This window comes from Sphingomonas sp. MMS12-HWE2-04 (assembly GCF_044881185.1).
Classification (GTDB): Bacteria; Pseudomonadota; Alphaproteobacteria; order Sphingomonadales; family Sphingomonadaceae; genus Sphingomonas.
On record NZ_CP173254.1, the window covers coordinates 702779 to 716896 of the forward strand.

The window sequence follows — 14118 nt, forward strand, 5'->3', positions numbered from 1 at the left end:
CTCGCGCACCGCACGCCGCCCTCGTAAGATCGCGGTGGCGCGGTGGGGGAATCACCGAGGATGGTGATCCTGCACGCGACCGCCAGACGCAGGCCGGCTAGCGCGCTTTCTGGGCGTCGCGCTTGCGTCGCACCCGCTCGCGGGTGCCGCAGCCCGCTTCCGAGCACCAGTGCCGGCGACCACCCTTCGATTGATCGAGGAAGAGCCAGCCACAGTTCCTGCCGGTGCATTCGCGGACCGCACGCCTGGATCGGTCCACGAGCAACTCCGTAGCCGAGAAGACGAGGCGGTCGCTGATCGTGGAAAGATCGTCAGGCCGCCATCGCCAGCCATAGCCTTCGCTTCCAAGCGTGAAGCTGCGAGCAGCAATGGCCGTCTCGGCAAAGGCGGTGAGACAATCGACGTCCTCGCGTCCCGGTAGCGTGTCGTGCGCTTCGGCGAGGAAGATCCGGTAGATCAGTTCGCGGGCCGCGATTGCGCTTTGGAACGCCTGGTCAGCCGCATCGACGTTCACCGCCGCGAGCCGAAGGAGGCCGACCGCTTCCTCTGCTGTGACGACGCGCACGCGCTCCGCCCAGTGCAACAGGTCTTGGTAGCTGGCGAGTGCGTCCGGCCCCCAACGATCCCGTCTCGCATCCACCGTGTTTACGAAGTCCAGGGCCGGATGTCCGCCGACGATGCGGATTTGCGAGATATCCTTTTGTGCCACCGCGCCAATTTCGCACGCAACCTGACAAAGGCAAGGGGGTTATAACGGGATAAAGTGATTTAACCCGTTACATAGGATGCGTGATGCAATCACGAGCGCGAGAGATCAGGCCCTTTCTGCTCCTATGCGTCATCTGGGGAACGACGTGGATCGCCGCCAAGGCCAGCTTGGAGAGCCTGCCACCGCTGTTTCTGGCCGGCTCACGCTTCACTGTCGCGGGCGCGATCCTCCTGGTCCCGTCGATCCTGTCGCGGCAATGGCCCGTCGCGCGAACGGATTTCCTTCGACTTCTTGCCGCGGCGCTGCTCCTGATCGTGCTGTGCTACGGCGCGCTTTTCTGGGGGATGGTCTATACGGATAGCGGCACCTCCGCGGTCATAGAGATGGGACTCACCCCGGTCGCGCTTCTCGGATTTGCCCTGGCCATGGGGGAGGAGGCGTTTTCGTATCGCAAGGTCGCCGCGATCGCCTTGGGGCTGTGCGGCCTGCTCCTGCTCTTCGGGACAACCGCCTGGCAGGCCTGGACGCAAGATCATCAGGGGGCGACCCTTCGGATTCTCGGCGCACTTGCGGTTGCGTCTGCCGCCCTGACCTACGGTCTCGGATCGGTCATCAGCCGCCCCTTGCTTCGCCGCTATTCCGCGACTGCGGTCTCGGGCGCGACCATTTTCCTCGGCGGTCTTATTCTATTGCCGCTCTCGAGGCTGATTGAACCCGGATTCACGGCCGCAACTCGCCTGGACTGGGGCGTGAAGACCTGGTCAGGGTGGCTCTTCCTCGTGATTTTCGGATCGCTGGTCGGCTATCTGATCTTCATGCGACTTTTAAGGGATCTCGGCGCGTCCCAGGCGGGCATGTACGCCTTCGTCTCGCCACCTATTGCTGTTGCGCTCGGAGCAGTGTTGCGAGGCGAGCGCCTGGGCGGTCTGGAGGTGTGCGGCATCGTTTTTCTACTGGCCGCCGCGTGGCTTGCAATGAAGGATCGTTCGCAACCCGAGTACGTGTGAAATTGCGGTCACGGTGATCGCTGAGTCGCTTCCTAGACAGGTGCGGATGCGCGCTGGGCGGGTTGGCTGGGGGCTGTCCTGGCGTCGGTCCGGGGGGCAGCCGCCCGCTGCGGGCACCGCGGCTCTGTCGGCGCTTTGCGCCGGCGGAGCTCCAGCTGCGCTGGATCTCGGCCCTGGCGGGTGACCATCCGCTGCCGGGGATGGAGTGCGCGGGGGAGGGGGGAGGTTCAGGGGCGCCGTCGATGGCAGCTTTGCGCCCTAATCTCGGGCATTCCGCTATACATGGCCGAGACCTCGAAGCAGCCATTCGCGTACTTCTTAGGATGTTACCTTAGCTCACGCAGGCGGAGATTAGGGCGTCAGGGAGATTAGGGCGTCAGAATGTCGCCCCCAAATTCCATCTGCCAGCGATCAGCCATCTCGGTGACAACGATACTGCGCAATAGTCGCACAAGCTGCATCAAAGTATTCTCGCCGTAGCCAATCCCGACGAATGGTTCAGGATTGGCCCGTCCCCTACTCTTTCCGTGAGCGCACCTTGTCCGTAGCACGTGAAGCTCGCTTTCGAGCGGACGTGTGCCGATGTTGAGCTCTTCGTAGCGTGTTTGCCAGAGAGATAGAGCTTCTCGACGTGAATGTTCATCGAGCCACAGTAGCTCGATAGCACGGACGAGTGACAGGACCCGATATTGCGGCGGCATTGCAGGAATTTGTGCGTCGGAGAGCAGCGAAGCAATTGGCGCGATTTCCTTCTTCGCGATCTGCTGATAGAAACCTATCACATTTCCGGCGTTCAGGCGGTAATCCTCATTGATCGTGTTGGCGATCATGACTTCGTAGCGCGGCTCTGGGCAGTCTGTGGGTGACATCATCGTTAGAAAACCCGCGCCCGTGAAGAACGGGGCGGCCTCGGCATCGACGGTTAACCGGATAGCTGTCAGCATTGTTTCCTTGATCTGCTTGAGCCATATTCCCAGGTGAGGATTGTCGCGGTTAGCTTCTGGCACGGTGACGGCGACCACAAATATGCGCTCCTCGGCTCCAATTAGCCTCACGACTAATTCTTGTCCTGTTTTACTTGACCAGAAAACTGTTCCCAAGACTGTTTGACGATCTATCTCATCTTTCGTCGCGGGTGGCATCAGTGGTAAGAGGTGATGATCGAACGCTGGCATGGTCAAAGCCTGATCCGCTTCATTCCGAAGGTCAATGAGGCTGGTTCGCTCTGACCATTTATTTGGCTGCAAACGAGTTACAAATGCCGTCTTTTCTAGGCCGGGCGACGTCCGTCTTTGCGGATTTCGGGTCCAAACCTGCCAGTCAGCAACCGGCCCAACTCAGGTCGTTGAGTGCCCCACTAATGCCTCTCACGGTGCTCACGGCTGACATCTCCTTCCTGGGCGTGGAAGTCGATCGAACGCTGCATCAGCGCGAGATCGTCCCGCTCTACGCGCAGCGTTCCTGTCAGGCACTCGATGCCCGTTGACATGCCGTCGCTCGCAAAGAGCGACGCCGAATATACGCGGCGGCCGGCATTGACGAAGATCTCGACCAGCGCGCCGTCCACCAGGATCTGCAGATCGACCCGATCGCAGAACGGCAACTGAGTGGTCGTCTTCCGCTCGAAGAAATCCACCGGAGCGAGCTGGGACGTATGACGTTCGAACGAGATTTCTTTGCTGCCAAAAGCAATGGTGACGGTGAGCAGGGTCTCATGGCCATCGGTCAGCGATACGGTTCCTGTCGTGTCGGCGTCACCGCCTAGGCTGATGTCCTGCCAAAAGCATTTCTCGGGCGCGAACGAAGCCTGCGAGGCGGCTGCCGCAAGCGAGCCCCTTACTCCGCGCCTTTCGGCGCCGCGCAGGCTCGCAAGGGCCTTGAGCGGGCGCTGCCCGAGCTTCAGCTCTTCGCCCTCCAAGAACAGGTAGAGTTCCCGGGGCAGCGACATTGCGCCCCGCCACGGATAGGTCGGATAGGCCTTGCCCGACTGATGATTGGACTGCCATCCGATCCACACCGGACTCGGCTGTTCCGGCGGCAGATCCGACCAGGTAACCGCGGCGTAAAAATCCGGTCCCTGGTCGACAAGTCCCCCGGACGGGCTGCCAATCTCTGGGTCTACCGTGAAGCGATGTCCGTCGAACCGCCCCACGAAATATTGCGCGCCCGACCCGCCATCAACGAGCCCGACGTCGACATCGACTTTCAGAACCCAAAGAGAGTTTGCGGGATCCTCGTCGACGGACAGGCGAATAAGGTCCGGGCACTCCCATTGGCCGCTCGTCGAGCCCATCGGGCCGAAGCTGCCGGCGAGCGTCCAGTCGAGCAGATTCTGCGAGCGATAGAATTGAATATAGTGATCGCGCGCGAGCGCCACGAGCATGATCCAGGCCTCGCTCTCCGCATGATAGAAGACCTTCGGATCACGGAAATCGGCGAGGTCGAGATCGATGATCGGATTGCCGGCATAATGGGCGAAGGTGCGACCGCGGTCATGGCTGACCGCGAGATGCTGCGATTGGATGGAGCGTGGCTCGTCAAAAGCCGTGAAGAAAGCTAACAGCGGCGGAGCTTTGCCGTCGCCAAGCCCGGAGACATTGTCCCGGTCCACGACCACGCTTCCCGAGAAGATCATCTGGTCGGTTTCCGGGATGGCGACGGGCAGTTCGCGCCAGCTGACCAGGTCCGCGCTGACCGCATGGCCCCAGCTCATATGGCCCCAATCCATGCCGTGCGGATTATACTGGTAGAACAAATGATACTCGCCCTCGAAATAGACGAGGCCGTTGGGGTCGTTCACCCAGTTGCGCCGGGGCGTGAAGTGATATTGCGGGCGAAAAGGCTCGGTGCCGATCGCGTCGTCCATTTCGCCTTCGGGGTTTGGCTGTGTCAGCATGAGATCCATCTTGCGGCAGGAGGAAAGAGATTGGTCAGCAGGCGGTGCTGGAAAGGCTGTTGCCTTCGGCATCGAACACATGCGCCGATGCCGGATCGAAATCGAAACCGACCCGCTGTCCCGGCGAGACGCCTCGGTCCTGGGTGCCGAGCCTGACGGCAAGCGGCGTGGCGGTGCCGGGCAGGTCGACAAAGGCGAAGGTATCGGCGCCGAGGCGCTCGAGCATCAGGACAGTACCGACCAATACTGCCGTATCCGGATCGCTGATGCGGCAGTGTTCGGGACGAATACCAAGGGTGACCGCGGTTCCACCTGGGAGCGGTTCGGCGGCGGGAAGGGTGGCGATCGGCGGCTGTCCGGCTGCGAGGGACAAAGCGAGTCCCTCGACACCCCGATGGGCGGCTACCGTTTCGAGGAAGCCCATGGTCGGGGTCCCGATAAAGCCCGCCACGAAGCGGTTCGCTGGCCGCTCATAAAGTTCCATCGGCGTCCCGACCTGCCGGATATAGCCGCCTTCAAAGACGACGATGCGGTCGGCCAGCGTCATCGCCTCGACCTGGTCGTGCGTGACGTAGATCACCGTGTTCTTGAGCGTCTGATGCAGCTTCCCGATCTCCATCCGCATCTGGCCGCGCAGCGAGGCGTCGAGATTCGACAGCGGCTCGTCGAACAGGAAGACGTTGGGCTTGCGTACGATCGCCCGACCGATGGCGACGCGCTGGCGCTGTCCCCCGAAAGCTGGCTCGGCTTGTGATGGCGAAGGGCCGTGAGCTGGAGCACGCGCAACGCCTCCTCGACGCGTGCCTTGAGCTCCGCCGCAGGCTTCTTCGCGAGCTTGAGCCCGAAGCCGATATTCTGCTCGACCGTCATGTGCGGATAGAGCGCGTAGGACTGGAATACCATGCCGACGCGCCTCCGCGCCGGGTCCAGGTCGTTCACGATATTGCCGTCGAACCGCACTTCGCCAGACGTGATCTCCTCCAGGCCGGCGATCATCCGGAGCAAGGTCGACTTGCCGCACCCCGACGGGCCGACAAACACGACGAACTCACCGGGTGCGACCGTCAGGCTCACCCCCTTGATGATGTCGGAGGCGCCATAGCTCTTGCGAACATCGCGTAATTCTACGGTTGCGGGCATTGTTCTTCTCTCATCCCTTGACCCCGCTGCCGACGACGCTGCGCACGAACCAGCGCTGGAAGAATATGAAGGCGATCAGCACCGGCACCGTGATCAGCGCGGCATAGGCCATGACCTCGCCCCAGGCGGTTTTGCGTGCACCGAAGAACTGCTGCATGCCGACCATCAAGGGTCGCGCAGACTCGCCCGGAACGGTGATCAGCGGCCAGAGATACTGGTTCCACATCGCCAGCGCCTGAAGGATCGTGACCGTCGCGAACACGGGAAGCGACGACGGCACAATCACATGGCGGTAGACCTGAAACGCCGTCGCGCCGTCGATATAGGCGGCTTCGTCGAAGTCCTTCGGTATGTCGCGGAAGAATTGGTAGAACAGGAAGATCGAGAAGGCGTTTGCGATGAAAGGGATGATCTGGACGTAGAGCGTGTCGAGCCAGGAACGCGTCCAGACGAGCACGCCGCCGTCGAACGCAAGGCCGGGCAGCTTCGACACGAGGAGCATCAAGGGCACGCTGATCGCTTCGAACGGCACGATGAGGAGGATCACCAGCAAGATCAGCACCGCCTGCTTGCCGCGCCATTCCATGCGCGCCAGGGCGAAGGCGGCCATGCTGTTGACGAGCAGGCCGAGCCCGACCGTGATCGCGGTCACCAGCACCGAATTGAACAGGTAATGGCCGATATTGCCGCGCGCGAAGGCATGGACATAATTGTCGGCCGTCAGCGTGCCGACCGGCAGCAGCGCCCGGATCGATTCGAGATCGGCGAAGATCGCGTCGTTGGACTTGAACGACGACGCGACCATGAACAGAAACGGGAACAGGAACACCAGAGCGAGCGCGGCCATCAGCGCGTAGAGCGCGAACCGCAGCGGCACCGATTTGCGCTGGCTGGGGCTCATGAGACCACCTTGGCCCGTCGGCGCCCGAGCACCTGCTGGAGCAGGATCACCAGCGTGATCAGCACGAAATAGACGACCGAGATGGTCGCGCCATAGGAGATATTCTCCTCTCGTACGCCGCGCTGGACCGCTTCGAACATCACGGTGGAAGTCGAGCCACGCGGGCCGCCGCCGGTCATCACGTCCACCTGGGTGAACAGGCCGAGCGCGGCGATCGTGGTCACGATGAGCACGAAGGTGATCGTGTGGCGCAGGCCCGGCAGGGTAATGTAGCGGAACCGCTGCCAGGGGTTCGCGCCGTCGATCCGCGCCGCATCGTACAGCTCCTGGGATATTCCCTGCAGTCCGGCCAGCAGGATCAGCATCTGGAAGCCTGCACCCTGCCATGCCGACATGATCACGACCGCCGGCATCGCGGCGGTAGGATTGCCCAGCCAGTCGATCGGCTTGATCAGCCCGAAGCTGATCGCGCCCAGCGCCTGGTTGAACAGCCCGAGATCCCTGTCGAACAGAAAGGCCCAGACGACCGAGACGATCACCATCGACATGACCACCGGCGAGAAATAGATCGCGCGGAAGATGGTCTGGCCCCTGAGCCCTGCGTTGACCAGCAGCGCCAGCGCCAATGCCATCGCGCATTGCAGGGGCACGACCAGCAGCGCAAACAGGAAGGTGTTTCCGAGCGCCTGGAGAAAGGCGGGATCCTTGGCCAGGATCGTCACCCGATTCCGGCCGAGGTGGAACTGGGTGAGCGGGCGATAGCCGCGATAGGCTGGGTCGGTCCGCGTGATCGCGCGCAGCCTGGTATAGGCGGGCTGTCCGTCGGCGTCGGATTGCGGCGTCTGCACAAGGTAGCTGACCGAGAGGAGCCGTTCGTAATTGCGCAGGCCGACGATCGACCCGGGCTCTGGGGAGACCAGCCGCTGATCGGTGAAGGTGAGCCCCAGCGCCATCAGGAAAGGCAACACCAGAAATACGGTCAGTCCGAGCAGGGCAGGGGCGCCGAACAGCAACGGCAGGAACCGCCGACGGCGCGTGCTTTGCGGGAGGGACGCGGCGTTCATTCGCCGCCCCCTGAGGCGAGGCCGGGATTGTCCGCGATCGTGCCGTCGATATCGTCGACCGCATCGTCGAGCGCGTCGGCCACGTCCTTGCCGTCCATGATGTCGCGCATCGCGAAGGTGAAGGCATTCGAGACGACCGAGAAGGCCGGCGTTGCCGGGCGTGCCCTCGCGAAACGCTCCATCAGGTCGTAGAAGATTCGGCTCTTCCCGTCCGGATTGAAGTCCCGCGACCGGGCTGCACCGGCTGCGGTGACCGGGACGTTGCCGGTCCGGTCGCTCATCGCCGCCACTTCGCTTGGCTGCAGCAGAAAGTTGATGAAGCTGCCCGCACCTTCCGGATGGGCGCAATGCTTGCTGATCGCCCATTGCCAGGAACCGCCGCCGATCACGACCCCGGTACCGAAGTCGGGCGGGGGCAGGATGGCGAGATCGTCGCCGGCATACCGGCGATAGTCCGGCGCCCACCACCCGCCGGTATAGACCACGGCGGCACGACCTTTGACGAACGCGCTCTCGTCCGGCTCCTTGCGGTTCACAAGCCCTTTGGCGAACAGCGCCCGGAACCAGCTGCCGAAACGCTGCGCCGGGGCGCCGTTCAGGGCGCCTTCGGCGGTTCGCATCGAGCGGCGGTCGATCAGGTCGCCGCCGAAGCTCTGCAGCATCGGGCTGAAGGCATAGGTCCACCAGCTCGCCTTGTCGTCGCGCGTGGCGAGATCGAGGGGGTAGCGATATCGTCCGCTCGCCTTCAACCGCTCGAGGAAGGTCTGGAACTCCTGAAGCGTCCAGGGTCGGTCGAGCGTCGGGACGCGCGTGCCGGTCTCGGCAAGGATCGACTTCCTGGTGAAGACCGCCAGGGCGGCGTCGAACTGGCCGACGGCATAGACCTTCCCCGCATAGCGCCCGACCGCGGCGCGGCTGACCTGGTCCAGGGCTGCGGGTGCGACATAGCCGTCAAGCGGGCGCACATGGCCCGCCCATGCATAGCTCGCGACCATCGGGCTATCGACCGCGACGATGCAGGGCATCCGGTCCGCGAGCGAAGCCGCGACGATCGACTGGTCATAGCCGCCCTGTGGCAGCGACTGCGCAACGACGCGCCATTTCGACTGCGCCGCGTTGAAGCGGGCGATCATTTCCCTGGTGGCTTCCTCCTCGTCGAGGCCGGCCTGGTTCTTCCAAAGGACGAGATCGATCCTGCGCTCCGCCTTTCGTGCCGGTCCGCACGACCACAGCACGGTGCACAGCGCCAGGGCCGCGATACGGGCACGCCAGTCAGGCACCCTGGAGATCCCCTGCAACGGTTGCGCGCGCCAGTTCGATCGCGCCGACGAGACCGGGGTCCTGCAGGACGGGAGGGCAGATGAAGGTCTCGACATCGGCGCTGTGGCGGTCGAGCGCGTAGCCGGCCGTCATCGCGCCGAACTGACGCCGGACCGCCGGGTACAGGGCTCCATGCTCCAGGACGCCGCCGCCCAGGATGATGCGTTGCGGCCGGGCGATATAGGTCAGGTTGACGCAGATCGCGGCGATGTAATGCGCCGCATAGTCCCAGGCGGGGTGATCCGCGGGCAGATCCTCGGCGGACCGGCTCCAGCGCGCTTTCATCGCCGGGCCGCAGGCAAGGCCTTCGACACAGTCCTGGTGACTCGGGCATATGCCCGCGAAGTCGTCGCCGGGTGCCCGCGAAACCCGGATATGGCCGACCTCGGCATGCGCGACCGGCGGATGGAGGGCAGCGCGTTCGAAGAGGCCGACTCCGATGCCGGTTCCCACCGTCATGTAGCAGAGCCGGTCGAGCCCCTGGCCCGCCCCGCGAGTCGCCTCCGCCATCGCGGCGCAATTGACGTCGGTATCGATCCGGCTCGGCGCACCGACGATGTCGGTGAACCTCCCCAGCATGTCGACCGACGACCAGCCCGGCTTTGGCGTGCGCGTCAGATGGCCATGCGAGGCGGAGGCAGGATCGAGGTCGAGCGGCCCGAAACTGGCGATGCCGCCCGCGCGGATCGGGCCGTGCTCCTCGCGCTGGGCGCGATAGAAGGCCGCGATCGCATCGAACACCTGGTCGGGGGTCGTGGTGGCGATCCGCGCCTGTGCGAGAACATCGCCATCGGCATTGGCGACGGCACAGATCATCTTGGTGCCGCCGGCTTCGAGTGCCGCAAACAGATCCTTCGACATTGCCTCAACTACCAAAATTCTGCGCGCGCCCGAAGCTAGATCGCCGGGATGCGGCGAGGGAAGGCGCCGGGTGCGGATGCCACGTCTTGCAGGGGGAGGGGCCGGCGCTCGTCGAGCGCGCCACGAGCGCCGGGGCCTCGGTCAAAATCGGTAGTTGACGGTCAGGCGGCCGGTTCGGCCGAACAGGGGCCGCGCAACGCCGCGGTTGCTGACGCCGTCCGGCGCCTTCAGATCGAAGAACAGGGGATCGCCCTCGGTGAACGACAGCTGGTTCGTGAGGTTGGCGACGTGCACCTGGACCGAGAGGTTGCGCGTTAGGTCGACCAGCGCACCGGCATTGACCACGTAGTAGGACGGATAGAGCGTGACATTGATGTCCTGCGAGTTCGAGTAGCGCGCGGAGCGATACTCATACTGCCCGTACAGCTTCACCGGCAGCGAGGTCAGCGGCTTCAGGTCCCAGCGCGGCTGGATATTGAGCGTCGTGGTCGCCTGGCGACCCTCGCGCCGGCCGTCCTGGCTGATCGTGCGATACTCGTAGCTGTTGCCGACCTGATTGACGACGGTATAGCCGGAGCCGTTGACCTTGGGATCCTGGAGTGTGACATTCGCCTTGATGTCGAAGCCCGGGACGAAGGGCGGCCGGATCACGACCTCAAGCTCGGCACCATAATTGGTGGTGCCATAGGCATAGGCTTCGGAAATGTTCGGGCATGACGTAATGGTGGCGGTGGTCGCCGTGCTCCCGCCTGCCGTGCACAAGGACGAATGGATGTCCTGATAGGTGTTGATCAGGGTTCGCGGCGTGAACTTGTTGTAGAAGCCGGTCGCCGATGCATCGATGAAGCGCGACTGGAACCGCACGCCGCCTTCGAACTGGGTGATCTTCTCGACCGGATCCGCCAAGGGCGCGCTTTGCGCAAAGGCGATGCCGTCGTTCAGGCTGGGCAGGCGGAAGGATTGCGAAGCGAGCGCATAGACGGCGAGGTTCCGCTTGACCGCGAAATTGGCACCGACCGACCAGCCATGGCCGTAATAGCGGTCTTCGAGATATTGGGGGTCGCCGAGCGTCTGGACCTGCGTGAAGGCGCGGTTGCCGTTCGGTGCGTTGCCGGGAATGAAGGAGGTGCAGCAGGTCCGGTTCCGGAACCTGACGTTGAGGCGCTCGGTCTCCCAGCGGAAGCCAGCGTCGATCCGCAGCCGGCTGTTGAACAGCTCCCAATGGTCGAGGACATAGCCGGCGAAGTTCTCGGCGTCGCCGTCCACGGCGTTGCCATAGAAGCCGGGCAGGAAGCTGCCGTTGAGCGAAAGCGATGGGCCGACCTTGTTGCCCGCGGCGTCGATGACGTAGAGGTTCACCAGCTCGCTCGGTGACGCCAGCGTCGAGATCGTGAGCGCCGCCTGGAAGTCGTAATTGTCGCTGTTGGTGCTGTGATAGGCGCCGAAGGTCAGGTGATGCGACCCGAACAGGTCGAAGTCCTTCTGGATCTTCAGGTTCTGCGTCGCGCTGGTCAGCTTCGACTTCACGATCCACGGGATCTCGAAGCTCAGGAAGCTGCCGGCGGGGATGGGCTTGCCGTCGCTGACGTTGAACGCCCCGATATAGCCGCCCGGCCCGGCGATCGTCTGGTTGGCGCCGTAGAGCGCGCGGATCTGGTCGAAATTGCCGAAGCCCGCGGCGAGGATCGGGTTCTTGTAGTTGTTGTTGAAATCGGTCGGGCTCGCCGCGTTGAAATAGGTCGCGAGGATATTGCGGTTGTAGAAGGGCGAATTGTTCGGCGTCCCTTCGGACTGCTGCCAGTTCGCATCGAAGGCGGGCTGAAGCACGTCGCCGACCCAGCGATTGGCGAGGAAGGATTCGGCCGTGGCCGCGTCATTGCCGGCGAAGAGCGCGTTGAACCCGCTCGTGCCGTCGACATAATTGGCCTCGAAATCGAACCGCCAGCCGGAATCGAGCTCCTTGGAGAATTTCGCACCGAGCGTGACGAAGTCCGGATGGATGCCGTCGGCCAGGTCCGCGGTAGTAATGCGGCCGCTATTGTCGATCTGTGTGACGTAGCGGTTGGACGGCGAGAGCAGGGTGCCGTTCTGGAAATTGATGCCGATCGGCCGGACAGTCTTCGAATCGATCTTGATCGGATCGTCGGCCGTGCCCGGATTGCTGAAGCCCGGAACCTGGATCGGCAGGTTGTTGTACACCGCGGTCCGGTCGTTCAGCACAGTTGCGAAGAGACCGATATTGGTCGTGCCGTCGTCGCTATTGTAGGTCAGGTTGCCGCGGACCTGGCCGCCGCGATCGGCGGTATAGCCGGTATCGCGCAAGCCGTTCGAGGTGCGATAGAAGCCGCCCACCGCGAAATGAAGGTTCTTGGTGATCGGCCCGGAGAGGAAGACGTCGTTGCGGATGAAACCGTAGGTGGCCAGCTCGAGCTTGTAGCCGCCCTCGAAATGGTCGCCGCCGGTCCTGGTGACGAAGTTGACGACGCCGCCCAGGCCGTTCGAATACAGAGTGCCGCCCGGGCCACCCTTGATCGCCTCCACTCGGTCGGTCATCAGATCCGCCGAGAAGAAGACGTCGCTATTGGCGAAGGGCACGTCCGAGTCCTGGAATACCGGCATGCCGTCGACGAGCTGCGGAGCGTAGCGATAGCCGCTGCTGGGCAGGCCGCGCACGGTGACATTGTTGCTGCGCTCGCCGGCGGTGCTGCCTTCGGCGAAGAAGCCGGGGATATTATTCAACAGGTCGGCCGTGCTGATCGGGGCCAGGCGCTGAATGTCGTCGCGATTGAGCGTGTCGATGGTGAAGGTCGTGTCGAGCTTGCGCGTCGCGCGCACCACGCCGGTGACGACGATCTCGTCCTTCGTCTGCGTATCGGCGCCTTGATCCTGATTGCTGGTGTCGTCCGGATTCTGCGGCGCGGGGGCCGTGTCCTGGGCATAGGCAATGGACGGAACGACGAGTGCCAAAGACGACACGGTCACCGTCAATAGAGTTGCAAGCCGCGCAGTACCTTTCATCATCTCTCTCCCCTCCCGTGTATGCGGTTTTCCGCTGTCTGTCGGTTCAGTGCGGCTGGTAGAGCACGGGATTGTCGACGTCGTCAATTGAAATTGTCGACGTCGACAAAGAAAGTGCAATTTCGGCCTGTGTGCTGCACAACGCCCCGGGAGTGGCACGAGCCGCTCGCAGCGGAGCATCGGTTTGCAGACCATCAAGGACGTAGCTGAACTCGCCGGTGTCTCGGACCGCACGGTATCGCGCGTGGTCAATGGCGAGCCGAATATCAGTCAGAAGACCCGCGTGCGCGTCGAGGAAGCGATCGCACGGCTCAACTATATCCCCAATCTTGCCGCGCGCATGGTCCGGACGAACCGGTCCGGCGTGGTGGGTCTGATCACCGACGTGGTGTCGACGACGCCAAACTCGGTCGAGATCATTCGCGGCATCCAGGACAGGGTGTCACGCGCGAGCCAGAGCCTGCTCATCGCCAACACCTCGGGCACCAAGGAGGCTGAGGCGCGCATCTGGCGGACCTTCCAGGAGCACCGGATCGACGGCGTCATGTTCGCGACCATGTACCATCACGAAGTCGACTTCGACCCGACCGAGCACAACATCCCGACGGTGCTGGTCAATTGCTTCGCGCCGGGGCGCGACGATGTCGCCGCGATCGTCCCCGATGACTTTCAGGGCGGCTATTCCGCGGCGCGCCACGCGATCGACAAGGGGCACGAGCGGATCGCCTATGTCACGCTCAATCCGCTCATCCTCGCGGCCAGTCTGCGCGGCCAGGGGTTCGAGAAGGCGATGGGCGAGGCCGGGCTGGCGATCCGCCCCGACTGGGTCCAGCCCGGCATCCGCGGTCCGCTCGACGCCGAGGAAACCTGCGCCTTCGCCGTTGCCACCGATATCCTTTCGGGCCCGGCGGAAGATCGGCCGACGATCCTGCTCGCCGGCAATGACGAGATTGCGATGCAGTGTCTCTTCGCGGCGGCGCACCTGAACCTGAGCGTGCCTGATGACGTCGCGATCATTGGCTTCGACGACTTCCGGATCATTTCCGAACGGGTCATCCCGACCCTGACGACGATCGCGCTGCCCTATTACGATATCGGCGTGCGCGCGGCCGACAAGCTGTTCGCGATGCTTGGCGGCACCGACGACCAGCCGCTTGTCGAACGGCTCCCATGCCCGCTCGTCGAGCGCGGCTCCGCCTGAG

At 63.5% G+C, this 14118-nt stretch carries 11 protein-coding genes and 1 pseudogene; 2 read left to right on the forward strand and 10 right to left on the reverse strand.

What is annotated here, in order from left to right; translation table 11 throughout:
- Positions 1 to 97 precede the first annotated feature (97 nt).
- Positions 98 to 709, reverse strand: a complete 612-nt coding sequence (locus tag AB2M62_RS03160) for a CGNR zinc finger domain-containing protein (RefSeq protein WP_404337741.1) — start codon at positions 707 to 709, stop codon at positions 98 to 100.
- An 83-nt stretch (positions 710 to 792) separates the two neighbouring features.
- Between AB2M62_RS03160 and AB2M62_RS03165 the strand changes: the two genes are divergently transcribed.
- Complete coding sequence (locus AB2M62_RS03165; protein WP_404337743.1) at positions 793 to 1716, forward strand: DMT family transporter; 924 nt, start codon at positions 793 to 795, stop codon at positions 1714 to 1716.
- Positions 1717 to 2084: 368 nt separating this feature from the next.
- Here AB2M62_RS03165 and AB2M62_RS03170 read toward each other — a convergent pair whose 3' ends face one another.
- The 9 genes and pseudogenes from AB2M62_RS03170 to AB2M62_RS03210 form a co-directional block, all read right to left on the reverse strand.
- Complete coding sequence (locus tag AB2M62_RS03170; RefSeq protein ID WP_404337745.1) at positions 2085 to 2891, reverse strand: hypothetical protein; 807 nt, start codon at positions 2889 to 2891, stop codon at positions 2085 to 2087.
- Positions 2892 to 3073: 182 nt separating this feature from the next.
- Positions 3074 to 4582: a GH32 C-terminal domain-containing protein gene (locus tag AB2M62_RS03175; protein ID WP_404337747.1), complete on the reverse strand. Its 1509-nt coding sequence runs from the start codon at positions 4580 to 4582 to the stop codon at positions 3074 to 3076.
- Between the two features lie 64 nt (positions 4583 to 4646).
- Positions 4647 to 5237, reverse strand: a complete 591-nt coding sequence (locus tag AB2M62_RS03180; RefSeq protein ID WP_404339773.1) for an ABC transporter ATP-binding protein — start codon at positions 5235 to 5237, stop codon at positions 4647 to 4649.
- Between the two features lie 90 nt (positions 5238 to 5327).
- Positions 5328 to 5752: pseudogene (locus tag AB2M62_RS03185) on the reverse strand (ABC transporter ATP-binding protein); the annotation flags it as partial.
- A gap of 10 nt (positions 5753 to 5762) precedes the next feature.
- Complete coding sequence (locus AB2M62_RS03190; protein WP_404337749.1) at positions 5763 to 6653, reverse strand: carbohydrate ABC transporter permease; 891 nt, start codon at positions 6651 to 6653, stop codon at positions 5763 to 5765.
- A complete protein-coding gene (locus AB2M62_RS03195; protein ID WP_404337751.1) occupies positions 6650 to 7717 on the reverse strand; it encodes a carbohydrate ABC transporter permease in 1068 nt (355 codons plus the stop codon). Before AB2M62_RS03195 ends, AB2M62_RS03190 begins: the two co-directional genes overlap by 4 nt.
- Positions 7714 to 8997: an extracellular solute-binding protein gene (locus tag AB2M62_RS03200; protein ID WP_404337753.1), complete on the reverse strand. Its 1284-nt coding sequence runs from the start codon at positions 8995 to 8997 to the stop codon at positions 7714 to 7716. Before AB2M62_RS03200 ends, AB2M62_RS03195 begins: the two co-directional genes overlap by 4 nt.
- Complete coding sequence (locus AB2M62_RS03205; RefSeq protein ID WP_404337755.1) at positions 8990 to 9898, reverse strand: ROK family protein; 909 nt, start codon at positions 9896 to 9898, stop codon at positions 8990 to 8992. The genes AB2M62_RS03200 and AB2M62_RS03205 overlap by 8 nt, the downstream gene beginning before the upstream one ends.
- 141 nt (positions 9899 to 10039) lie before the next feature.
- Entirely contained in the window at positions 10040 to 12919 is a 2880-nt protein-coding gene (locus AB2M62_RS03210; protein WP_404337757.1) for a TonB-dependent receptor, read from the reverse strand.
- A 181-nt stretch (positions 12920 to 13100) separates the two neighbouring features.
- Between AB2M62_RS03210 and AB2M62_RS03215 the strand changes: the two genes are divergently transcribed.
- Complete coding sequence (locus AB2M62_RS03215; RefSeq protein ID WP_404337759.1) at positions 13101 to 14117, forward strand: LacI family DNA-binding transcriptional regulator; 1017 nt, start codon at positions 13101 to 13103, stop codon at positions 14115 to 14117.
- The last annotated feature ends 1 nt before the right edge of the window (position 14118 follow it).